We start from the raw sequence: 22744 nt of genomic DNA on the forward strand, positions 1-22744 counted from the left end.
GGCCGACGCCGCGCCACGGCGCCGCCGGGGTTCAGCGGACCGGCTGCACGATGTAGACCACGGACGGCTCGCCGTCGGGGGTCGTCGACGCGTGCACGACCACGTCCCACCCGGAGGGCGTGCGCTGCACGGGGTAGCTCTGGTTGCCGACCCGCTCGACGGCGCCCGCGTCGCGCAGGGCCTGCGCCGCCACGACGTCCCGGTCGTGGCCCTCGGCGGCCACCTCGACGCCCCAGCCGTCGCCGTGCGGCGCCACGGACACCAGCCGGTCGCCCACGACCGGAAGGTCGTGCGGGAAGTCCTCCGGCAGGCGGCTCAGCCCGCGCGGCGGCGGCGCGACGTCGATCGGCCACGGCCCGGCGAGCTCCTTCTGCGCGCCTGTACCCGGACCCCCGCCCGCGTCGGTGGACGCGCGCAGCGTCCACACCGCGTAGGGCCCGGCAGGCAGGCGCTCGCCCGTGTCGCACGCCTCCAGCGGGAGCAGCTGACCGCCCGAGCTCCACGCCACGACCTGCGTCACCGCGCCGTCGTCGCCCGGTGCGACGTAGCTGTAGTCCACGAGCCGGTCCACGCTCGCGGTCATCGTGCTGACGACGAGGTCGCCGTGGGCCACGAGGACCTGGACCTCCGCGTCGCCCGGGGGCTCGACGTCACCGGGCTCGGCCGGCACCTCGAGGTCGACGGCGACGGTGCTGCCCGCCCACGCACCGAGGTCGGTGCCGCGCGGACCCCCGCCGGCGCCACCCGACCCGGCCGGGAAGGTCTGCAGCGAGATGTCCGGCGAGGGGTCGACCGGCAGGTCCGCCAGGGTCGAGCCGCAGGTGCCCGCCGGCGCGTCGGGGCGGGCCGCCACGAGCGACGACGCACCGATCCCGGGTACCCCGAGCGCGACCGCGCCCACCGCGCTCGCGGCCACGGCGCCGCCGGCGGTGGCCCGCACGGCGCGCCGCCGCCGCACCCGCGCGGCGATGCGGTGCACCGTGGCCGCTCCCGTGGCGTCCCCCGGCTCGGCGAGGCGGGACGCGCGCCCCGCGGCGTCGGCGATGTCGGCGAGCGCCTGGTCCAGCCGTGTGCTCATCGTGACCTCCGGGGGGTGACGAGGACGTCGTCGAGGTGGGCGGGGGTGTGCCCGGCCGGCACGTCGTCGCGGCCGAGGACGGGACCCAGCCGGGCCTCGAGGGCGCGCGTCCCGTCGTGGAGGTACCGCTTCACGGCCCCGACGGACAGTGAGAGCGTCGCGGCGACCTCCGCGACCGGCAGGTCGTCGAAGTGCCGCAGGACGATGCACGCGCGCACCCGCGGCGGCAGCGTGGCCAGCGCCTGCTGGACGGCCACCCGCGTCGTGACGACGGACTCCGGCCCGGCCTGCGGCCCGTCGGCCGGCGTGACCGCCGGCACGGCCGTCAGGTGCCGGATCGTGGCCCAGTGCCGGCGGCGGCGGAAGCCGTCGACGTACGTCGTCAGGACGGCCCGGCGGACGTACGCCTCCGCGGACGCGACCTCCCGCACCGCCCGCCCGCGCGTGAACGACCGCACCAGCGCGTCCTGCACGAGGTCCTCCGCCTCGCGCATGTCGCCGGTGAGCAGGAACGCGTACCCGACGAGCGCCCGCCCCCGGGTGCGGACGAGCTCGTCGAGCGCGTCCTCCCAGCTCGTCACGAGCGCCTCCACGGGTCGTGGCGGGACGTGGCAGTCCCGCTCCCGTGCTCAGACGGACGACGGGCCCGGAACGTTGGGTGGTCCATCCCCACGGGTGAACGCGGCCCCGGCCCGCCGCCTCGTGTGGCGATCTCGCGCGCGGGTGCTTGAATGCCGTGGGGCCGAGCGGGACCAGGAGGACGTCTGTGGATGTGCAGGTGGAGCAGGAGGTCGTCGGCACGCGCACCGTGGTGCACGTGGCCGGCGAGATCGACGTGGCCAGCGCCGACCGGCTGCGGGAGCGGCTGAACCGGACCGTCGCCGAGGGCGGCACCGACCTGGTCGTCGACCTCACGGGCGTGACGTTCATGGACTCCACGGGCCTCGGCCTGCTCGTGGGCACGCTCAAGCGCGTGCGGACCGCCGGCGGGCGCATGGCGCTCGTGATCGACTCCGAGCAGCTGATGAAGATCTTCCGCATCACCGGGCTGCACCAGGTGTTCTCGATCCACGAGACGCTCGAGGCCACGCTCGCGGACTGACGCACGGGCCCACCCCGGCGTCACGGTCGCCACGCGCGCGCGGTCCGGCCGGTGCCGGTCGGGCTCGTCGCCGCCCGGTCGGTGCCCATCCGCGTCCCCGTCCGTCGTCGCGTGCCCGCTCGCAGCCTGGCACACCGGCGCCCGCGTCCGAGCGGTGCGGGCGCGCCGGGCGCCGGGCCCGCCCCGTCTCCGAGCGTCTCGCGGGGTCCGCGCCGGGGCGCCGTCACCCGTCCGGGTGCACGCGCGCCCGGACGGGTGTCATGTCCCGGTGCGACCCACGTCACACGGTCTGGCTAGACTCGCCCGGTCCGCCGGCAACGGGGCCGGGCCGGGACGTGGCGCGCACAGGGGGTCCGCGCCGTATGTGTCGAGGAGGATGCATGCAGCTCGGTGCCACGAGCATCACGATCGTCGCCGCCATCGCGGTGATCGCGATGGCCGCCCTGGTCGTCGCGGCGGTGCTCCGTCGTCAGGTCCTCGCCGCGGGCGAGGGCACGGTGTCCATGCAGCAGATCGCGCAAGCGGTGCAGGAGGGGGCGTCGGCGTACCTGCGGCGGCAGTTCCGCACCCTCGCCGTCTTCGCCGCCGTCGTGTGCGCGCTGCTCTTCCTCCTGCCGGGCGACGGGGGCGTCAAGCTCGGGCGGTCGTTGTTCTTCCTGGTCGGCGCCGGGTTCTCGGCCGCCATCGGGTTCCTCGGCATGTGGCTCGCGACGCGCGCGAACCTGCGCGTCGCCGCGGCGGCGTCGCTGCCGGGCGGCCGGGCCGAGGGTGCGCGGATCGCGATCCGCACGGGCGGCGTCGTCGGCATGTCCGTCGTCGGGCTCGGCCTGCTGGGCGCCGCGGCGGTCGTCCTCCTCTACGGGCAGGAGGCGCCGGCCGTGCTCGAGGGCTTCGGGTTCGGTGCGGCGCTGCTCGCCATGTTCATGCGGGTCGGCGGCGGCATCTTCACCAAGGCCGCCGACGTCGGCGCCGACCTGGTCGGCAAGGTCGAGCAGAACATCCCCGAGGACGACCCGCGCAACGCGGCGACGATCGCCGACAACGTGGGCGACAACGTCGGCGACTGCGCCGGCATGGCGGCGGACCTGTTCGAGTCGTACGCGGTCATGCTGGTCGCCGCGCTCATCCTCGGCCGGGCGGCGTTCGGCGAGCAGGGCATGGTGTTCCCCCTGATCGTCACCGCGGTCGGCGCGCTCGTCGCCGGCCTCGGCGTGGCGATCACGCGGGTGCGCGGGTCGGAGAGCGGCCTGACGGCGATCAACCGCGGGTTCTACGTCTCGGCGCTCGTGGGCGTCCTGCTGGCCGCCGTCGCGGCCTACCTGTACCTGCCGTCGTCGTTCACCGCCCTCACGGGCGGCACGGCCGGCCTCGAGACGCACGGCGGCGACCCGCGGCTCATCGCGTCGGTGGCCGTGCTCATCGGCGTCGTGCTGGCGGGCGTGATCCTCTGGGTCACGGGCTACTTCACCGGGACGACCAGCAAGCCCACGCTGCACGTCGCGCGGACCACCCTCACCGGTGCGGCCACCGTCGTCCTGTCCGGCATCGGCGTGGGGTTCGAGTCGGCGGTCTACACCGCGGGCATCATCGCGGCCGCGATCTGCGGCGTGTTCCTGCTCGCCGGCGGCTCCGTGCCGCTCGCGCTGTTCCTCATCGCGCTCGCCGGCTGCGGCCTGCTCACGACCGTCGGCGTCATCGTCGCGATGGACACCTTCGGCCCGGTCAGCGACAACGCGCAGGGCATCGCCGAGATGTCCGGCGACGTCACGCCGGAGGGCGCGCAGATCCTCACCGACCTCGACGCCGTCGGGAACACCACGAAGGCCGTCACCAAGGGCATCGCGATCGCGACCGCCGTCCTCGCGGCCACCGCGCTGTTCGGCTCGTACGCCGACGCGGTCGCGACCGCGCTGCGGGAGGTCACCGGCGACGTCGGGGACGACCTGGCCGTCGCGATGATGTCGTACGACATCATCAGCCCGGTCACGCTCGTCGGGGTCATCCTCGGCGGCGCGGTCGTGTTCCTGTTCTCCGGGCTGGCCGTCGACGCGGTGACGCGGGCCGCCGGTGCGATCGTCTTCGAGGTGCGCCGCCAGTTCCGCGAGCACCCCGGCATCATGACCGGCGAGGTGCGCCCCGAGTACGGCCGGGTCGTCGACATCTGCACGCGCGACTCCCTGCGGGAGCTCGCCACCCCGGGCCTGCTCGCCGCGTTCTCGCCCATCGCGGTCGGCTTCGGCCTGGGCGTCGGCCCGCTCGCCGGGTTCCTCGCGGGCGCCATCGGCACCGGTGTCCTCATGGCCGTGTTCCTCGCGAACTCCGGCGGCACCTGGGACAACGCGAAGAAGATCATCGAGGACGGCAGCTACGGCGGGAAGGGCTCGCCCGCACACGCCGCGGCGGTCATCGGCGACACGGTCGGCGACCCGTTCAAGGACACCGCCGGCCCCGCCATCAACCCGCTCCTGAAGGTGATGAACCTGGTCGCCGTGCTCATCGCCCCGGCGATCGTGATGCTGTCCGCCGGCGACGAGGCCAACCACACCGCGCGCCTGGGCATCGCGGTCACCGCGACGCTCATCGCGTTCGGCGCGGTCGTCGCGTCCCGGCTCCGCGCGGCCCGCGTCGACCGCGAGGGGCGGCTCGAGCACGAGACGCACCTCCTGGAGGACGGACAGCGCGTCGGCTGACGCGACATGCCCGGGCGGCGCCCGGGAGCACGGCCCCGAACGCCAGGAGCGCCCGGCCCCCACGCGGGGGACCGGGCGCTCCTGGCGTGCGCGGCGGGACGGTGCCCGCCGGGTGTCACCGGCGCAGGGTGTAGGACAGGCTGACCGGCTCGCTGCTCTCGTCGACGGCGCTCGTCGTCGTGAGCGTCAGGGTGTCGTCCGTGCACGTGACGGTCGAGGCGGTCGGGGGAGCGGCCTCCATGCCGGCCTCCGTCGAGCCCTCGGGGATCTCGAGCGGCTCACCGTTCATCGAGCCGCTCGTGGTGACCGTCAGGCCGCTCGTGTCGATGTCGGCGAGCGTGAGCTGGTCGCCCTCGAGCGTCCACGACCCCGTCATCGTCCCGGTCGACGTCGACTCGGTGACGATCTCCATGCCCTCGGCCGCGATCGTCACCCCGGAGGACATGTTCGCGGTGCTGGAGAACGCGCCGCCCTCGGCGAAGTCGTACGTGCCGTCGCCCGTGACGGACATCTGCAGGTCGCCGACCTCTTCCTCGCCGATGGCGAGCAGCTCGGTCATCGCCTCCTGCATCGCGGCCGTGTCGACGTTCCAGGTGCCCAGGATGCACTCCTGGAGGTCGCCGCCCGCGGCGGCCCCGGCGTCCGGCGTCTCCTCGGCGTCGCCCGTCTCCTCGGCGGACGGCGTGGACGACGCCGACGAGCCCGAGGCCGTGGGTGCCGGGTCGTCGCCACCGCCCGTGCAGGCGGTGGTGAGCAGCAGGGCGGTCGCGGCCGTGGCGGCCAGCGCGAGCGGTCGTCGCACAGGTTCTCCTCGAGCAGGCTGCGCCCTCACGGCCTCGGCCGGGCGCAGGGTGGGTTCGTCCGGGCCAACCTACGCGGAACCGCGGGACGGGTCACCCGAGCGGAGGCACGGCCGGGCCCCGCCGCGGTGCTCAGCGCACCTCGACGTCGTCGATCACGTGGTCGCCCGCGTTGAGGTAGAGGTGCAGGCCCTTGACGTCCGCGAGTCCGGCGGCGCACTCCGGGGACAGGGTGGTGAGGTCCACCACGACGTCCTGCGTCGGCCCGTCGACCCACCCGGCCTGGCCCGTCTCGCACCACTGCCACGACGGGCCGACCTGCAGCGCGAGCTTCGTGTCGAAGCCCGTGGTGGCGTCGGCGTCGAGGACGAGCCGGGTGCGCCCCGTCAGGTCGAGCGTGGCGTTCACCCCCACCCAGGTGCCGTCGGTCCCGGCGCTGACGGCCAGCGCGCCGTCGGCCGCGGTCGCCGTGCCGCTCATCGCCGACCAGCCCTGGGCGCCGTCCGCGAAGTCGAACAGCACGACGGGGTCGAGCGGCTCGGGCAGCGCGTCGAACCGGTACAGGTACCGGGCCAGCTCCTGGCGCAGCACGGGTCGCAGCAGCCCGAACCGCGTGGGTGACTCCGCCTCCACCACCCCCGTCTGCGTCGCCCACAGCACCGCGTCGCGGGCCGCGCCCGGCACGTCGCGGTACGGCAGGTCACCCTCGACGTCGGGCTCGCCCGCGAGCCGGTACAGCCACACGGCCGCGGTCGTGCGGTCCAGCGGCAGCCAGGGCAGGAACAGCGGGAGCGGGCGGCTGTCCGCGACCTGCTCCGCCGCGAGCCACTCGACCGGCGTGAAGGCCCGGTGCCCGCGGGGCACGTCCCAGAACGTCGGGTACCGCACGGACGGGGCCGCCGGGGCACCGGCGTACGCGTGCAGCAGCCTCGCCGCGTCGGCGCGCAGCACAGCGGACCGCGGGCGGAACGTGCCGTCGGCGTACCCGTCGTCCAGGCCGCGGGCGTGCAGCCACAGGATCTCCGCCTCGTACGGGTGGCCCCTCGGCACGTCGGGGAACAGCGGGGGCGGCTCGGTGCCGGGCAGCGCGGCGATCGCGTCGACCACGATCGAGCCCGACGTCGCCCCGCCCTCGGCCGCGTTGACGTAGACGTTGAGCTGCTCGATCGCGCGCAGGTCGGCATCGCTGATGCGGCGGTCGGCGTTCGCCGTGTCCCAGGGCGCGGGGCGCCAGTCGACGAACGGGATCGTCACCTGCTGCGGCTCGTCGCCCGCCAGCGACGGGTACGCCTCGTAGGAGACGCCGCCGGCCTTGAGCTGCAGGACCATCCGGTTGCCCGACCCGTCCGGGGCGACCCACACGGTCAGCTCGTTGAAGTCCGACCAGTCGCCGCTGATCTGCTTGCCGATCCCGGTGTACGTCTGCGTCGCGAAGTCGTAGTCGAGCCGCAGCGCCTTGGCGCCCTGCCCGACGTCGTCCGTCTCGAGCGTCACGGTGTTCGCGCCGTAGGACACGTACTCGGCGCGCAGCGCCGTGTCGTCGCCGTAGCCCTCGAAGTCGTCGACCACGCCGGGCGCGAAGGTCGGGCGCGGCCCGAGGACGACCTCGGACGTCTCGGTGAGCAGCACCTCGCCGTCGACCGTGACGCGCGCCGTGAGCGTGCGCGTGCTGTTGTCGAGCCGGTCGGCGGGGACCGTGAGCTCCGCCGTCCACCACAGCCCCCCGTCGTGGGTCAGCTCGACCACCTGCTCCTCCTCGCCGCGCGCGACGGTCACCTGGACCGCGTCCGCCTCGACGTTGTCCACGGCGACGCGCAGGGTCGTCGGGCTCGTCGCGACGCGGGCGCCGTCGGCGGGGCTCACGACGTGCGCCAGCGGCGGCTGGGCCGTCGTGGCGAGGTCGCGCCCGAAGACGTCGTCGAGGTCGAGGTCGTCGGACATCGCCGTGAACGGGTCGTCGACGAACGCCTGGAAGTCCGGCACCAGCGGGTCGTCACCGACGGGCACGAAGTGCTGGCCCGCGTCGAAGTTCGCCCACGTCTGCATGTACGCGTTGCGGCGCGCGCCCGGGTCCGCGGCGATCGCCGCGAGCACCTTCGTGAACCACTGCTCCGGGCTCGAGCCGTTCGTGCCGACGCCCCCGGTCACGCCGAACTCCGTGAACGCCGAGACCTTGCCCTTCGCGTCGGCGACCCGCGCGATCATCGCGAGGTCCGCGACGAGGCCGTCGAGGAACGCCTGCGAGCCCGTGTCGTCGTACGTGTCGAGGCCGAGCACGTCGACGAACGCGTCCCCGGGGTAGGTGCGCAGGTAGACGTCCTCGTTGCCGCCGAACCCGCCGCCGGGCCCCCACGCGTAGAGGAAGTTCTCGACGCCCTTGACGTCGCGCAGGTACTCGACGGTGTAGCGGTAGAGCTCCTTGTACTCGCCCGGCGACCCGAACGCGGCGCCCCACCAGAACCACGAGCCCGCGTTCTCGTGCCACGGGCGGAAGATGATCGGGATGAGCTCGCCGTCCGCGCCGCGGGCCTGGCCGGCCAGCGTCGCGATGTCGTCGAGGTAGGCGTTGAGGTCGTCGTGGTGCGAGCCGCCCGGCAGCACCGCGCGCAGGGCGTCGCCCGACGTGTCGTAGAACGAGCCGCCGGTGACGAAGTTCTCGATGTGTGCGCTGATCGTGTTGACGCCCCCGATCGCGTGCGCCTTCTCGATGTGGTCGGCGAACGCCGCGACGTTCTCGGCGCGCGTGGCGTCGGCGCGGCCGGGGCGCTCGTCGCCCGCGATGATCAGGGTGTCCCACCCGAAGACCGCCGGGAAGTCGCCGTAGGTGTTCTCCAGGTCGGACGTCGTGCCGTCGGGCGTGCCGACGGTGAGGCCGAAGGACGTCGTGTGCTGGTGGCCGACGAGCACCTCCTCGCCGCGGACGTCGTCCAGGTAGGAGAAGAGCGACCGGGTCGCCGCGGTGGCGTCCGGGTCGACCACCGTGACGGTGCCGGGGGGTCCCGGGACGGCTGCGGGCCGTGGCGCCGCCGTGGCGGGCGCCGCGAGCAGCGCGGTGGTCAGGGCGGTGGCGACGGCGCAGGTGGCGGCCACGAGCCGCCGGGCGCGTGCGCGGGGTGCGGGGTTCGGCATCGACCCTCCCGGGGAGTGCCGGCCGCGCCGTCGCGACCGGACCGACTTCGTCAAGCTAGCAAACAAAGTCCGCGCGGGACAGAAGCCGTGAATCGCGCGAATCGCTTCGCCCGAGCGTCTAGCGTTCGGCCCCGGACGCACACGCCACGACCCGACGGAGGAGCCGTGCCCGGAGAGGACGTCCGCACCCTGCGCGTCATGACGTACAACCTGCGCGGGCTGCGGCAGGAGGTCGACGCGCTCGTCGACGTCGTGCGCACCGCCCGCCCCGACGTGCTCGCGGTGCAGGAGCCGCCACGCCGCCTGCGGGGGCGGTGGCAGCTGCGGCGCTTCGCCGCCCGGACCGGCATGCGCGTCGCCGTCGCGGGCGGGGGAGCGCGCACGACCGCGCTCCTCGTCGCCCCGCACCGCTCCGTGCACGACGCGCACGCGCTGCGCCTGCCGTGGCGGCCCGGCCTCACGCGGCGCGGCGCGGCGACCGCACGCGTCGACGGCGTGCGGGTCGTCGTCGTGCACCTCGGGCTGCGCGCCGACGAGCGCGCGCGCCACGTGGCGCTGGTCTCCGGCCTGCTGGCCGCGCGGCGGGACGCCGACGCGCCCGTCCTGGTCGCGGGCGACCTCAACGAGCGGCCCGGCGGGCCGTCGTGGGCCACGCTGCTCTCCGCCGCGGGCGGTCTCCAGGACGCCGCGACCACCGCCGGCGCGGACCACCCGACGTACCCGGCCGACGCTCCCCGCGTCCGCATCGACGTCGTGCTCGTCGACGCACGGATGACCGTCCGCGGCGCGCGCGTGCCCGACGACGCACCCGTGGGCGTCGCCAGCGACCACCGCCCGCTCGTCGTCGAGGTGGCGCTGCCGGCCGCGTGACGGGGGAGCCGCCGGTGGTGCGAGCGGTGCCCGGTGACGGGGGATGCCGTGGGGTGGCGTGTGGCGGCGCGACCGGTGACGGGGTGACCGGCCACGGCGGGACCGGTCGCCCGCGCCTGCGACGATGGCGGGCGTGAACGAGCAGAGCACCCCGGACGCCCCTGTCGTCGACGACGCCCTCGTGGCCGCCCTGCGCGCCGACCTCGACTCCGCCGGGTACACCGTCGACGGCGTCGACACGCTGCTGGGACCCGTCGCCACCGGTGCGCTGCACCGCGGCGAGGCGGTCCCCGCCCTGCGCGCGACCGCCGACCACGACGACCCCGTCGCGACGCTCGTGCGTGCCTTCGTGCTCGGCGCCGCCGTGCCCGGCCGCGCGCTCGCCGCGGCCCTGCCCCGCGTGGGCGTCGACGGCGCCCGGCGGCTGGGCCTGGTGACGACCGCCGGCACCGGCGCGGACGACGCCGTGCGTGCCGTCGTCGACCTGCGCCCGTACGCCGCCGTCGACGGCGCGGGCGAGGCGGCGTGGTGGGTCGTCTCCGACCTCGGTGAGCTCGCGACCGGGCGCGCCCTGCGCACCGACCACGTGCTCGGCGTGGGCGGGGCGTCGGTCACGCTCGCCCAGGCCACGGTGCGCGGCCCGCGCGGACGCGTGCTCGACGTCGGCACGGGGTGCGGGGTGCAGGCGCTGCACGCGGGCCGGCACGCCGAGCACGTCGTCGCCACGGACCTGTCGAGGCGTGCCCTGGCGTTCGCGCGTTTCACGACCGCGCTCGCGGGCCTCGGCCCGGACCGGGTCGAGCTGCGGCAGGGGTCGATGCTCGAACCCGTCGCCGGTGAGCAGTTCGACCTCGTCGTCAGCAACCCGCCGTTCGTCATCACCCCGCGCCGCCCGGACGTGCCGGCGTACGACTACCGCGACGGCGGGCGCTCCGGCGACGACCTCGTGCGCGACCTCGTCACCGGCGTCGGCGACGTGCTCGCTCCCGGCGGCGTGGCGCAGCTGCTCGCCAACTGGGAGGTCCGCCGCGGCGAGCGCTGGGACGAGCGCATCGGCGCGTGGCTCGACGCCGCCGGGCTCGACGCGTGGGTCGTCCGCCGCGACGAGCAGGACCCCGCCGAGTACGCCGAGACGTGGATCCGCGACGGCGGCACCACGCCGGCGGACGGCGCCGCGTGGCGCGACCTGTACGGCGCCTGGCTCGACGACCTCGCGTCGCGGGACGTCGAGAGCGTCGCGTTCGGGATCGTCACGCTGCGCCGGCCCGTCACCGGGGCGCCGACGCTGCGCCGGCTCGAGGACCGCACGGGGCCCGTGCGTCAGCCGCTCGGCCCGGTGCTGGCCGCGGGGCTGGAGGCCCACGACGCGCTCGTTCGGCTCGACGACGAGGACCTCGCCGGCCTGCGGCTCTGCGTCGCCGGCGACGTCACCGAGGAGCGGTACCTCGAGCCCGGCGCGGTCGACCCGAACGTCGTGCTGCTGCGCCAGGGCGGCGGCTTCGGCGTCACCGTGCGCGCCGGCACCGCCCTCGCGGCGTTCGTCGGCGCGTGCGACGGCGAGCTCACCGCCGGGCAGATCATCGCCGCGCTCGGCTCCCTGCTCGACGTGCCGGCCGACGCGGTGGCGGCCGACGTCCTCCCGGCCGCCCGCGGCCTGGTCGCCGACGGCCTCCTCCACCTCCCGACCCCCTGACCCTCCTCCCACCGCCGCCCCCCTGCCCCCTCCCCGGCCCCCGCCGCCCCCTCGTCCCGCCCATTCGCCTCATCGCACCCCGTCCTCCCCCGTCACCCGCCGTCGAACCCGGAGTTCCTCAGCACTCAGGGCTCGCGGTGCCCACCAAGTCCGGGTTCGGCGGACCGGTTCGGCGGTGGGCGGTGGACCGGGTCGGCGGGTGGGCGGCGGATGATCACGTCGGCGGTGGCAGACCACGCGGCGGTCCTCCCATCGCACCGAGGGGCCCGGCGAACCCCGAGTTGGTCAGCGCCTCGGCCGTTCGGTGCCCACCACGTCCGGGGTCGCGACGTCGCATGCCGGCCGACGGATGACTCCGGAGCGTCGAGCCGACCCAAGCCCGGAGGACCCGTGGCGGCCTCCACCGGTGTGGCGCCGGCGGGACGCGGCCCGGGGTACGCGCGGTGTCCTGGAGCGGTGCCTGGTCGCCGCCCTCTCCCGCCCGTGCTCGTCGCCACGGCGCTCCGGCAGGAGGGACTGGTCTCGGCGGCGCAGTGCGAGGCGGCCGGCGTGGGCGCGGAACGTCGCCGGGCGCTGGCCCGCAGCGGCCGGGCCACGCCGGTACAGCGCGCGGTTCTCGACCTCGCGCCGTCGATCGTCTCCGTCGCGGCCTCGCGTGCCGACCCCGCCGCCCGGCGCCGACGTGCCGCATGGCTCGGCCTGCTCGCGGTCGGCCCCCGTGCTGTGGCCGTCGGCCCGTGCGCCCTCGCGCTGCTGGGCGTGGAGGGGCTGCCGGGAGACATCCGCCCGGAGGTGGCCCTCCCGGGCGCGAGCCACCGGCGGCCACGGGGCGGGGTGGTGGTGCGCTCGTTCGACCACGGCATGCCCGTGGTCCGGGTGGGGTCTGCCCGCGTCGCCGCGGCCCCGTGGGCACTGGCGCAGGCCGTCTGCGAGCTCGACCGGGCGCACGCCGTCGCGGTCCTCGACTCGGCGCTGCAGCGCGGCCTGCTGCCCGGAGGGCTCGATCCGGTCGACGCACTGGTGCGCGGACGGCGCGGCGCTGCGGCGGCACGGCCGTGGCTGCGGCTCGCCGACGGGCGTGCGCAGTCGCCCCTCGAGACGTGGGCGCGGCTGCAGTGCGCGGACGCCGGCATCCCGCCGCACGAGCTGCAGGTCGCGGTGCGCGACCTGCGCGGACGCATCGTCGCCCGCGGTGACCTGGGCTGGTGGCGGTGCGACGGGCGGCTGCTGGTTGTCGAGATCGACGGCATCGGGCCGCACACCGACCCGACGGCGCTCTTCGCGGACCGGGTACGGCAGAACGCGGTCGTGGCGACCGGCACGGCCGACGTCCTGCGCTTCACCGCCAGGGACGTGGCACGGGGCGGTGTCATCCCGGCGGCGGTCCGCGACTACCTGACCCTCTGACGCCCGATCGGGCCGCCACCCCGGACTTCCTCAGCACGACTGCCGCCCGGTGCTGAGGAAGTCCGGGTTCGCGGGGGTGGGGGGTGGGGAGGGGCCGGGTGGGGAGAGAGCGGTGGGGAGGGACGGGCGGCGGGTGGGGCGTCGGTAGGCTCCCGGAGTCGGTCCTCGAGTGTCGAGGGGCCGCCCGCGGCGCGGCGGAGCGCCGACGGTGATGCCACGGAGGGTGCGATGACCACGCAGGACACCGGGCGCACGCCCCGGGTGGCGGTGCTCGGGGCAGGGGTCATGGGCGGCACGCTCGTGGCGGGGCTGCGCGAGGCGGGCTGGCCCGGTGACCGGGTGTCGGTCGCGGACCAGGACACCGCGAAGGTCGGCGAGCTCGCCGACGCGCACGGCGTGACGGCGGCGTCCTCGAACGCCGAGGCGGTCGCCGGCGCCGACGTCGTGCTGCTGGCCGTGAAGCCCGGTGTGGTGCCCGCGGTGCTCGCCGAGCTGACGGCCGTGCTGGGCACCGGTGCGCTCGTCGTCAGCGTCGCCGCCGGGGTCGCGCTGCGCGCGTACGAGGACGCCCTGCCCGCCGGCACGCCGGTGGTCCGGGTCATGCCGAACACGCCCGCGCTGATCGGCCACGGTGCGAGCGCGATCGCGCCCGGCGCGGCGGCGCGCGAGGAGCACCTCGCGCTCGTCGAGCGGATGCTCGCCGCCACCGGTCTGGTCGTGCGGGTCGCGGAGAAGGACATGGACGCCGTCACGGCGCTCTCGGGGTCGGGGCCGGCCTACGTCTTCTACCTGGTCGACGCGCTGGCCGAGGCCGGCGTGCTGCTGGGCCTGACGCGCGACCTCGCGACGCGCCTGGCCGTCGCGACCGTCGAGGGGTCCGCCGCGATGGTCGCGCAGACGGGGGAGCACCCCGCCGTGCTGCGCGAGCGCGTGTCGTCGCCGGGCGGGACGACCGTCGCGGGCGTCGCGGCGCTCGACGCGCACGCGGTCCGCGCGGGAGTGGTCGCCGCCGTGCGGGCCGCGGCGGAGCGTTCCCGCGAGCTCGGCCGCCCGGACGCGGGCTGACCGTGACCGGCGACGGCCCGCCGTCCACGACGCCACCGGGGGCGTCCACCGCGAGCCGGGCTGAGGCCCGGCCCGGGCAGGGTCCGTCGCCGGCGCCGCCCACCCCGGGCCGGGCTGAGGTCCCGCCCGGGCCGGGTCCGTCGCCGGCGCCGTCCGCAGCGGGCCGGCCGCCCGCCATGAGCGACGTCGCCGTGGTCGCGGGCGTGTCGCACCAGACGGTGTCCCGGGTCCTCAACGACCACCCGAGCGTCCGCCCGGAGACGCGGGCGCGCGTGCTCGACGCGATCGCGGCCCTCGGCTACCGGCGGAACCTGGCGGCCCGTGCGCTGGTCACGCGGCGCACGGGCTCGATCGGGGTGATCACGCCGGGCTCGGCGCTGTTCGGCCCGACGAGCACGTTGGTCGCGCTCGAGCGGGCGGCACGCGACGCGGGCCGGTACGTCTCGGTGGCGACGCTGCGCTCGTTCGGGCCCGACGAGGTGGTGCCGGCGGTCGAGCACTTCCTCGCGCAGGGCGTCGACGGGGTGGTGGTGGTGGCGCCGCGCACGGACACGCTCGCGGCCGTGGGGTCGGTGCGTGCGCCCGTGCCCGTGGTCGTGATCTCGTCGGCGCCGGAGGTCGACGCGGGGCGCAGCGTGTCGGTCGACCAGGCCGCCGGCGGGGAGGTCGCGACGCGGCACCTGCTGGCGTCGGGACGGCGGACCGTGCTGCACGTCGCCGGGCCGCGGGAGTGGTTCGACGCGCAGGACCGGCTGCGGGGGTGGCACGCGGCGCTGACGGCGGCTGGGGTGCCGGTGCCGCCGCCCGTGCACGCGGGGTGGTCGGCGGCGGACGGGTACGAGGTCGGGCTGCGGCTGGTCGCCGAGGGCCTGCCGGACGCGGTGTTCGCGGCGAACGACCAGCTGGCCCTGGGGCTGCTGCACGCGTTCCGCGGGGCGGGCGTGCGCGTGCCGGACGACGTGGCGGTCGTGGGGTTCGACGACGAGCCGGGGTCGGCGTTCGCGGCACCGCCGTTGACGACGGTCCGGCAGGGGTTCGACGAGCTCGGCGAGCGCGCCGTCGCGGCTCTCGTGGCGGCGCTCGACGGCGCCCCGCCGGGTCGCGAGCTGATCGCCCCGGAGCTGGTGGTGCGTGGAAGCGCGCCGTGACGGCGGCGGCGCGCGTGTTTCGCCCCGCCCGTGTGAGCGCTAACATGAGACCGGTGACGGCGCCCTGCCGTCGCGGCGGCACCTCGCACGGTGCCCCACGTCCGCGCAAGGAACGGTGACCGACATGGCCGTCGACGCCCCGCCCGACGCCGCCGCCGCCATCGCGGCCGGCCGCACCTCCCTCGGCATCGAGCTCGGCTCGACGCGCATCAAGGCCTGCCTCGTCGGCCCGGACGGCACGCCGCTCGCCGCGGGCGGGCACGCGTGGGAGAACGACTACGTCGACGGGCTGTGGACCTACTCCCTCGAGGCGGTCTGGGCCGGCCTGCAGGCGTGCGTCGCCGAGCTGCTCGCGGACGTCGAGACCCGCTACGGCACCCGGCTCGAGACCGTGGGCGCGCTCGGCGTCTCCGCGATGATGCACGGCTACCTCGCGTTCGACGCCGACGGCGAGCTGCTCGTCCCGTTCCGGACGTGGCGCAACACGACGACCGAGCGTGCCGCCACCGAGCTCACCGAGCGCTTCGGGCACAACGTGCCGCTGCGCTGGTCGGTCGCGCACCTCTACCAGGCGGTGCTGGACGAGGAGCCCCACGTCCCGCGGATCGCGAGCATCACGACGCTGGCGGGCTACGTGCACCGCGCCCTCACCGGCCGGCACGTCCTGGGCGTCGGCGACGCGTCCGGCGTCTTCCCGATCGACGCCGCCACGCGCGGCTACGACGCGCGGATGCTCGCGCAGCTCGACGAGCTCGTGGCCGACCGCGCCCCGGGGCTGCGCGTGGCGGACCTGCTCCCCGAGGTGCTGCCGGCCGGGCAGGAGGCGGGGCGCCTCACCGACGCGGGCGCGGCGCTGCTCGACCCGAGCGGCACGCTGCGCGCGGGGGCACCGCTGTGCCCGCCCGAGGGCGACGCCGGCACGGGCATGGTCGCGACCGCGTCCGTCGCGCCGCGCACGGGCAACGTCAGCGTGGGCACGAGCATCTTCGCGATGGTCGTGCTCGAGGACGCCCTCACGCGCGTGCACACCGAGATCGACCTCGTGACGACGCCGGCCGGCGACCCGGTCGCGATGGTGCACTGCAACAACGGCGCGAGCGAGCTCGGCGCGTGGGCGCAGGTGTTCGGCGAGCTGGTCGGGGCCCTCGGGCACGACGTCGACCCGGACGCGGTCTTCGGTGCCCTGCTGCGCTCGGCGCTCGACGGCGACGCGGACGGCGGCGGGCTGCTGGCCTACAACTACCTCGCGGGGGAGCCGGTGACCGGGCTGGCCGAGGGCCGCCCGCTCGTCGTGCGCACGCCCGGCAGCCGGCTCACGCTCGCGAACTTCGCGCGCACGCAGGTGTACGGCGCGTTCGGCACGCTGAGCCTCGGCATGCAGGTGCTCGCCGACGAGGGCGTCCGCGTCGACACGCTGTTCGCCCACGGCGGGCTGTTCCGCACCGCGGGCGTCGCGCAGCGCCTGCTCGCGGCGGCGCTGGACGTGCCGGTCGCGGTGGGGCGGACGGCGGGCGAGGGCGGCGCCTGGGGCATCGCGCTGCTCGCGGCCTACCTCGAGGCGGCACCGCACCAGGACCTCGCGACGTGGCTCCGCGAGCACGTGCTCGCCGGGGCGGACCTCGACGAGGTCGCGCCGGACGCCGACGACGTCGCCGGCTTCCGCGCGTTCCTCGAGCGCTACCGGGCCGGCCTCGCCGTCGAGCGCGCGGCCGTCGAGGCGCTGTGAGCCGCCCGGAGGCAGGCGCCGCGACGTACGCGCCGACGAGCCACGACGTGCGCGCCCGCGCGGCGCGCGGAGGAGGAGCACGATGACCGCCACGACCCTGGACGCCTACCCGGACGCGGTGCGGGACGCCGTCGCCCGCGCACGGGAGCGCGTGAGCGCGCTGCACGCCGAGCTGCCCCGCTGGGGGCTGGTCGTGTGGACCGCCGGGAACGTCTCCGAGCGCGTCGTCGTCGACCCCGACGCCGGCCCGGGCGAGCGCGACCTGCTCGTCATCAAGCCGTCGGGCGTGACGTACGACGAGCTGAGCCCGGCGGCGATGGTGGTGTGCGACCTCGACGGCACGCTCGTCGAGGGCACGCGCGCACCGTCGTCGGACACCGCCGCGCACGCGTACGTCTACCGCCACATGCCGCACGTCGGCGGCGTCGTGCACACGCACTCGACGTACGCGACGGCGTGGGCGGCGCGGGCCGAGCCGGTCCCGTGCGTGCTCACGATGATGGCCGACGAGTTCGGCGGTGACATCCCGGTCGGCCCGTTCGCGCTCATCGGCGACGACTCCATCGGCCGCGGCATCGTCGAGACGCTGCGGGACTCGCGCAGCCCCGCGGTGCTCATGCGCAACCACGGACCCTTCACGATCGGCCGCGACGCGAAGGCCGCCGTCAAGGCCGCCGTCATGGTGGAGGAGGTCGCGCGCACCGTGCACATCAGCCGGCAGCTCGGCGAGCCGCTGCCGATCGCGGCCGAGCACGTCGACTCCCTCTACGCCCGCTACCAGAACGTCTACGGCCAGCGCTGACGCCGGCCACCCGGAGGAATGACATGAGCAAGCCCTACGCCGACCGCGAGGTCTGGTTCCTCACCGGCTCGCAGGACCTGTACGGCGAGGAGACCCTCCGCCAGGTCGCGGAGCAGTCGCAGCAGGTCGCCGAGCAGCTCGACGCGTCGGCCGACGTGCCGGTGCGCATCGTGTGGAAGCCCGTGCTCAAGGACGCCGACGCGATCCGCCGCGCGATGCTCGACGCGAACGCGGACGACCGCGTCCTCGGCGTCGTCACGTGGATGCACACGTTCAGCCCGGCGAAGATGTGGATCACGGGCCTGGACCAGCTGCGCAAGCCGCTGCTGCACCTGCACACGCAGGCGAACGTCGAGCTGCCGTGGGACACGATCGACTTCGACTTCATGAACCTCAACCAGGCCGCGCACGGCGACCGCGAGTACGCGTACGTCGCGACGCGCCTGGGCGTGCCGCGCACGACCGTCGCCGGTCACGTGTCGAACCCCGCCGTGACGCGGCGCGTGGGCACGTGGGTGCGCGCCGCCGCCGCCCGCCGCGCCGTGCAGGAGCTCCGGCTGGTCCGGTTCGGCGACAACATGCGCTACGTCGCGGTCACCGAGGGCGACAAGACCGAGGCGGAGCTGCGGTTCGGCGTCTCGGTGAACACGTGGGGCGTCAACGACCTGGTCGCGGCGGTCGAGGCCGTCGCGGACACGGACGTCGACGCGCTCGTCGCGGAGTACGAGGAGCTGTACGACGTCGTCCCCGAGCTGCGCCGCGACGGGGACCGGCACGAGTCGCTGCGCTACGCGGCGCGCCAGGAGCTCGCGATCGAGCGCTTCCTGACCGAGCGCGGGGCGACGGCGTTCACGACGAACTTCGAGGACCTGGGCGACCTGCGCCAGCTCCCGGGGCTCGCGGTGCAGCGCCTCATGGCCAAGGGCTACGGCTTCGGTGCCGAGGGCGACTGGAAGACGGCCGTGCTCGTGCGCGCCGCGAAGGTCATGGGCGAGGGGCTGCCCGGCGGGGCGTCCCTCATGGAGGACTACACCTACGACCTGACCCCGGGCGCCGAGCGCATCCTCGGTGCGCACATGCTGGAGATCTGCCCGAGCCTGACGACGCAGCAGCCGCGGGTGGAGATCCACCCGCTGGGCATCGGCGGCAAGGAGGACCCGGTCCGGATGGTCTTCGACGCGGACTCCGGCACGGGGGTCGTCGTGTCGCTCGCCGACATGCGCGACCGGTTCCGCCTGACGGCGAACGTCGTGGACGTGGTGGCGCCGAGCGCGCCGCTGCCGCACCTGCCGGTCGCGCGGGCCGTGTGGGAGCCGCGCCCGGACTTCGCCACCTCGGCGGAGTGCTGGCTCACGGCCGGCGGCGCGCACCACACCGTGCTCGACACCGCCGTGGGCATCGAGGCGTGGGAGATGTTCGCCGAGATGACGCGGACCGAGCTGCTGGTGATCGACGAGTCCACGACGCGGCGCGGGTTCGCCGCCGAGGTGCGTGCGAACCAGGCGTACTACCGGCTGGCGCAGGGGTTCTGACCCCGCTGCCCGCCTGACCTGCCCGGACGCGGCCCGTCTCGCTCGGCGAGGCGGGCCGCGCCGTGCGTCGGGCGGTCACCCGTACGGAGCACGCCGCGTCCCCTTGCGGTTGCGGTGCCGCGCCCGTGGCTCCTACGGTCGGCTCCAGCGGGCGCCGACGACGACGCCCGACGCACGACCTCGGGGGGTCGTCTGCACATGGACGTGCACCGGATGGCGCGACGCGTGGGGACCTGGCTGGTCCGCGCGGTGCTGACCGCCGCTGCCGCCGTGCTGTTCGTCCTCCTCGGAGCGGTCGTCGGCGGCCCGTACGACGCCCACGCGTCGCCCCGGCCGGCCGGCGCGGCCAGTGACGCGCTCGGCGTGCTGGTCGGCGGCGTGACCGCGCCGGTGGGTGCGGTGCTGGACCCCGTCGGCGAGGTCGTCGAGCGGGTCGTGGACCCCCTCGCGACCCGCGTCGTGGCCCCCGTCACCCAGGCGCTGGCGCCCGTCGTGGAGCCCGTGGCCGCCCCCGTCGCGCAGGTCGTGGCGCCGCCGGCCGCCGTCGTCGCCGCGCCGGTCACCGCGGTCGTCGAGCCCCTGGCGCCCGTCGTCGTCGACGTCCTCGACCCCGTCGTGGCCGCCGTGCAGCCCGTCACCGACGCCGCGGTCGCACCCGTCGCCGCGGCCGTCGCGCCCGTGACCGACCCCGTCGCCGGCCTCGTCGGCGACGCGGTCGGCGCCGTCGTCGCCCCCGTGCAGCCCGTGCTCGACGGCGTCGCGCCGGTGCTCGAGCCGCTGGCCCCGGTGGTCGGCGTGCCGGCCCCCGTCGTCGGTGCGCTGCCGGGCGTCCCGCCGGTCCTCGGCGCGCTCCCGCCGGGGCCGGACCCGGGCGCTGCCAGGCCCGCTCCGGCGGCGCCGGGCGGCCGGGCGCCCGACCTCCACGCCCCCGACCTCCACGCCCCCGACGCCCACGCTCCGGGCACGCCCGAGCCTGCCGTGGGCACCTCGCCCGCCGACGCGGTACCCCCGGGTCCCCTGGCCGGGCCGGCGGGCACCGGGACGCCCCGCCGCCTCACCGCCGCCACGACGGACCACCGCGTGCCCGGCCCGGCCGCCCGCGACCGTGCGGTACCCGCCGCACCGTCCGCGGCCGGGCAGCCCGCCGCCGCGCACGCGCCCGGCGACCCGACCCCGCCCGACGGTGGCACCGAGCACGCACCCGCCGGTCTCCCCGCCGGTGCCGCGACCGCGTCCGGCTCCGGCCCGGGCACCCCGCGCACCGGCGCCGACGCCGCCCTCCCGACCACGGTCGCCCCCGCCGCGCTGCGGGCCGTCGTGACGCCGGCCCCGCTCGACCTCGCGTCCCCCGCGGGGCTCGTCCTGGAGATCCCCCACACCCCTGCCTGACCGGACCGGCGTCGCCGCGCGCGACGCACGCCCCCCACGCGCCCCCGTGGGCGCTCCGGTCCTTCGGCAGAGGAGCTCTCGAGATGCACACCTACGTCCGTCGAGCGCTGCACGTCGCGCTCATGAGCGGCGGCCTCGTGGTCGCCGGTGCCTGCACGACGGCCGCCGCGGCGGCCGGCACGCCGGCGGCCGCGCCGTGGCTCCTGCCCGCGGCGCTCCTGCTGGTGACGGGCGGTGCGTGGCTGCGTGGCAGGGCGTCCCGCGACCCCGGGCGGCACGCCGCCTCGACACCGGCCCCGCCGCGGGACGGCCGGCACGCGGTGGCGGCCCGGGCCCGGAAGGGGGACGGCCGGCACCCGGCGGCGGCCCCGGCCCGGGAGCGGGACGGCCGGCACCCGGCGGCCCTGGCCCCGGCGCACGACGGCCGGCACGCGGTGGCGGCCCTGGCCCTGCGGCAGGAGGGCCGGCACGCGTCGTACGGCCTGGTCGTGCCGCAGCAGCGGCGTGCGAGCGACGCCTCGTGAGGACCGGCGCGGCGGGGCGGTGGGCTCGACCGGCCCGCCCCGTCCACCGCGTCCTACCGGTCGCTCGGCGCGGCGCCGACGGACGAGCAGATGGGCTACCGGCCCGGGGGCGACGCGCTGCGGGCCCTCGGCGGCCCGGGGGGCCCGCCGGGGACCGAGCGCCCCCGCTCACGCGCTCGCGTCCAGGCGGGCGAGCTCGGCCGCCACGTCGTAGGCCGGCTCCGGCCAGCCCAGGTGCAGGTCCGCGAGCGCCTCGAGCAGCAGTGCGCTCACGGCCAGGCGCGCGTACCACTTGCGGTCCGCGGGGACGACGTACCAGGGCGCGGCGTCGGTGGACGTGCGCGCGAGCAGGTCGGTGTACGCCTCCTCGTAGGCGGCGCGCTGCAGGCGCGCGTCGACGTCCTGCGGGTCGTACTTCCAGTGCTTCTCGGGCCGGGTGAGGCGTTCGCGCAGGCGCGCGTGCTGCTCGTCGCGGGACACCCACAGGAGCACCTTGACGACGGTCGTGCCGGCGGCGGCGACCTCGGTCTCGAACGCCGTCACGTCGGCGTACCGGGAGTCGACCTCGGCCGGGGTGAGCCGGCCCTGGACGCGCGGCACGAGCACGTCCTCGTAGTGCGAGCGGTCGAAGACGCCGATGCGCCCCGGGGCGGGCAGGGCGGCGCGGACGCGCGTGAGGAAGTGCTGCGCCCGTTCCTGCGGCGTCGGCACGCCGAAGGCGCGCAGCGCGACGCCCTGCGGGTCCACCATGCCGAGCACGTGGCGGACGATGCCGCCCTTGCCGGCGGTGTCCAGCCCCTGCAGCACGAGCAGGACGGACCGGTCGCCGCCCGTGCGTCCGTGCGCGAACAGGCGCTCCTGCAGCTCCGAGAGCTCCTCGCCCGCGGCGGCGAGCGCCGGCTTCGCGTCGGCCTTGCGCCCGCCGAACCCCGGGGTCGCGCGGGCGTCGACGTCGGCGGGGGAGTCGCCCGGCCGCGCGCGCAGCAGCGTGCGCACGGGCGCCTCCCACGGCCCGGTCGTCCCCGTGCCCGCTGCCGCCATGTCCGCCTCCGGTGTGTCGCCTACCCGGCCCGTGGGTGCGGGCCGGTCCCCGTCAGGGGCGCGCCGAGAACCGCTCGAGCAGGTCGGCGTGCCCGCCCACGATGATGAGGTCGTTCGACGAGATGCGCGTCTCGGGCGTCGCGTAGATGAACTCCACGCCCGGGCTCTTCACGCCGATCACGGTCACGCCGTACCGCTCGCGGATCTTCGACTGCGCGAGCGTGAACCCCTGCGTCTCCTTCGGCGGGCGCATCTTCACGACCGTGAACCCGTCCTCGACCTCGATGTAGTCGAGCATCTTGCCGGACACGAGGTGCGCGACCCGGGCGCCCGCGTCCGCCTCGGGCAGCACGACGTGGTGCGCGCCGATCCGCTGCAGGATGCGCGCGTGCTCGCCCGAGACGGCCTTGGCCCAGATCTGCGGGACACCGATGTCGACCAGGTTGCCGGTGATGAGCACGGACGCCTCGAGGTAGGACCCGACGCCGACGACGGCGACGGGGAACTCGCGCGCGCCGAGCTGCTCGAGCGCCTCGGGGTTGGTGGCGTCCGCCTCGACGAGCGGGACGCGGCCGGCCCACTGCGCGACGAGCTCGGGCTTCTGCTCGACCGCGAGCACGTCCTGGCCGAGTCGGTCGAGCGTCGCGGCGATCGACGACCCGAAGCGGCCGAGGCCGATGACGAGGATGCCCGAGCCCTTCTTCGGGGTCCGGGGGGCGTTGCGCGGCTCGCCGCCGCCGGCACGCAG

General features: G+C 76.4%; 18 protein-coding genes. 12 read left to right on the top strand and 6 right to left on the bottom strand.

Translation table 11 applies throughout. From position 1 onward, the window contains the following. Positions 1-31: 31 nt before the first annotated feature. The gene (locus tag E5225_RS03800; RefSeq protein WP_135974115.1) at positions 32-1078 is read right to left on the bottom strand and encodes a hypothetical protein; all 1047 of its coding nucleotides are present in this window, start codon (positions 1076-1078) and stop codon (positions 32-34) included. Beyond that, positions 1075-1659 (bottom strand): sigma-70 family RNA polymerase sigma factor, encoded by a 585-nt coding sequence (locus E5225_RS03805; RefSeq protein WP_135974114.1) that lies wholly within the window; start codon positions 1657-1659, stop codon positions 1075-1077. Before E5225_RS03805 ends, E5225_RS03800 begins: the two co-directional genes overlap by 4 nt. A 185-nt stretch (positions 1660-1844) precedes the next feature. On the opposite strand from E5225_RS03805, the gene E5225_RS03810 reads away from it, so the two are divergent. Both E5225_RS03810 and E5225_RS03815 read left to right on the top strand, forming a co-directional pair. After that, positions 1845-2180, top strand: coding sequence for an STAS domain-containing protein (locus tag E5225_RS03810; protein WP_135974113.1), 336 nt, complete (start codon positions 1845-1847; stop codon positions 2178-2180). Positions 2181-2560: 380 nt separating this feature from the next. Next, on the top strand, positions 2561-4870 hold the full coding sequence (locus tag E5225_RS03815; protein ID WP_208012568.1) for a sodium-translocating pyrophosphatase: 2310 nt from the start codon (positions 2561-2563) through the stop codon (positions 4868-4870). A 115-nt stretch (positions 4871-4985) separates the two neighbouring features. On the opposite strand, the gene E5225_RS03820 is transcribed toward E5225_RS03815, so the two are convergent. Continuing rightward, a complete protein-coding gene (locus E5225_RS03820) occupies positions 4986-5672 on the bottom strand; it encodes a hypothetical protein (protein WP_135974111.1) in 687 nt (228 codons plus the stop codon). Between the two features lie 130 nt (positions 5673-5802). Then, complete coding sequence (locus E5225_RS03825) at positions 5803-8799, bottom strand: glycosyl hydrolase (RefSeq protein WP_135974110.1); 2997 nt, start codon at positions 8797-8799, stop codon at positions 5803-5805. A gap of 165 nt (positions 8800-8964) precedes the next feature. Here E5225_RS03825 and E5225_RS03830 point away from each other — a divergent pair, with 165 nt between their 5' ends. The 10 genes from E5225_RS03830 (at position 8965) to E5225_RS03875 (ending at position 20955) form a co-directional block, all read left to right on the top strand. Beyond that, positions 8965-9669 carry an endonuclease/exonuclease/phosphatase family protein gene (locus tag E5225_RS03830; protein ID WP_135974109.1) on the top strand — a complete coding sequence of 235 codons (705 nt, stop codon included), beginning with the start codon at positions 8965-8967 and terminating at the stop codon, positions 9667-9669. Between the two features lie 124 nt (positions 9670-9793). Beyond that, a complete protein-coding gene (locus E5225_RS03835) occupies positions 9794-11362 on the top strand; it encodes a DUF7059 domain-containing protein (RefSeq protein ID WP_135974108.1) in 1569 nt (522 codons plus the stop codon). A gap of 483 nt (positions 11363-11845) precedes the next feature. Next, entirely contained in the window at positions 11846-12769 is a 924-nt protein-coding gene (locus tag E5225_RS03840) for a hypothetical protein (RefSeq protein ID WP_135974107.1), read from the top strand. A 228-nt stretch (positions 12770-12997) separates the two neighbouring features. Then, positions 12998-13834, top strand: coding sequence for a pyrroline-5-carboxylate reductase (proC, locus tag E5225_RS03845; protein ID WP_135974106.1), 837 nt, complete (start codon positions 12998-13000; stop codon positions 13832-13834). Between the two features lie 176 nt (positions 13835-14010). Next, on the top strand, positions 14011-14982 hold the full coding sequence (locus E5225_RS03850; protein ID WP_135974105.1) for a LacI family DNA-binding transcriptional regulator: 972 nt from the start codon (positions 14011-14013) through the stop codon (positions 14980-14982). 124 nt (positions 14983-15106) lie between these two features. Continuing rightward, entirely contained in the window at positions 15107-16708 is a 1602-nt protein-coding gene (locus E5225_RS03855) for a xylulokinase (protein WP_135974104.1), read from the top strand. Positions 16709-16790: 82 nt separating this feature from the next. After that, the gene (locus E5225_RS03860; RefSeq protein WP_135974103.1) at positions 16791-17510 is read left to right on the top strand and encodes an L-ribulose-5-phosphate 4-epimerase; all 720 of its coding nucleotides are present in this window, start codon (positions 16791-16793) and stop codon (positions 17508-17510) included. 23 nt (positions 17511-17533) lie between these two features. After that, positions 17534-19042 carry an L-arabinose isomerase gene (gene araA, locus E5225_RS03865; RefSeq protein WP_135974102.1) on the top strand — a complete coding sequence of 503 codons (1509 nt, stop codon included), beginning with the start codon at positions 17534-17536 and terminating at the stop codon, positions 19040-19042. A gap of 213 nt (positions 19043-19255) precedes the next feature. After that, positions 19256-20431 carry a hypothetical protein gene (locus E5225_RS03870; protein WP_135974101.1) on the top strand — a complete coding sequence of 392 codons (1176 nt, stop codon included), beginning with the start codon at positions 19256-19258 and terminating at the stop codon, positions 20429-20431. Positions 20432-20514: 83 nt separating this feature from the next. Then, complete coding sequence (locus E5225_RS03875; protein WP_136225301.1) at positions 20515-20955, top strand: hypothetical protein; 441 nt, start codon at positions 20515-20517, stop codon at positions 20953-20955. Between the two features lie 168 nt (positions 20956-21123). Here the strand turns inward: E5225_RS03875 and E5225_RS03880 are convergent, their stop codons facing one another. Then, positions 21124-21996 (bottom strand): PPK2 family polyphosphate kinase, encoded by an 873-nt coding sequence (locus tag E5225_RS03880; RefSeq protein WP_135972944.1) that lies wholly within the window; start codon positions 21994-21996, stop codon positions 21124-21126. Positions 21997-22048: 52 nt separating this feature from the next. Beyond that, positions 22049-22744 carry a potassium channel family protein gene (locus tag E5225_RS03885; RefSeq protein ID WP_135972951.1) on the bottom strand — a complete coding sequence of 232 codons (696 nt, stop codon included), beginning with the start codon at positions 22742-22744 and terminating at the stop codon, positions 22049-22051.

The sequence above is a fragment of the Cellulomonas shaoxiangyii genome (assembly GCF_004798685.1).
Taxonomy (GTDB): domain Bacteria; phylum Actinomycetota; class Actinomycetes; order Actinomycetales; family Cellulomonadaceae; genus Cellulomonas; species Cellulomonas shaoxiangyii.

Coding starts and splice junctions, on each gene's coding strand:
- E5225_RS03800 (WP_135974115.1), bottom strand. CDS start 1,078: ATGAGCACACGGCTGGACCAGGCGCTCGCCGACATCGCCGACGCCGCG.
- E5225_RS03860 (WP_135974103.1), top strand. CDS start 16,791: ATGACCGCCACGACCCTGGACGCCTACCCGGACGCGGTGCGGGACGCC.
- E5225_RS03855 (WP_135974104.1), top strand. CDS start 15,107: ATGGCCGTCGACGCCCCGCCCGACGCCGCCGCCGCCATCGCGGCCGGC.
- E5225_RS03815 (WP_208012568.1), top strand. CDS start 2,561: ATGCAGCTCGGTGCCACGAGCATCACGATCGTCGCCGCCATCGCGGTG.
- E5225_RS03850 (WP_135974105.1), top strand. CDS start 14,011: ATGAGCGACGTCGCCGTGGTCGCGGGCGTGTCGCACCAGACGGTGTCC.
- araA (WP_135974102.1), top strand. CDS start 17,534: ATGAGCAAGCCCTACGCCGACCGCGAGGTCTGGTTCCTCACCGGCTCG.
- E5225_RS03870 (WP_135974101.1), top strand. CDS start 19,256: ATGGCGCGACGCGTGGGGACCTGGCTGGTCCGCGCGGTGCTGACCGCC.
- proC (WP_135974106.1), top strand. CDS start 12,998: ATGACCACGCAGGACACCGGGCGCACGCCCCGGGTGGCGGTGCTCGGG.
- E5225_RS03880 (WP_135972944.1), bottom strand. CDS start 21,996: ATGGCGGCAGCGGGCACGGGGACGACCGGGCCGTGGGAGGCGCCCGTG.
- E5225_RS03835 (WP_135974108.1), top strand. CDS start 9,794: ATGGCGGGCGTGAACGAGCAGAGCACCCCGGACGCCCCTGTCGTCGAC.
- E5225_RS03875 (WP_136225301.1), top strand. CDS start 20,515: ATGCACACCTACGTCCGTCGAGCGCTGCACGTCGCGCTCATGAGCGGC.
- E5225_RS03825 (WP_135974110.1), bottom strand. CDS start 8,799: ATGCCGAACCCCGCACCCCGCGCACGCGCCCGGCGGCTCGTGGCCGCC.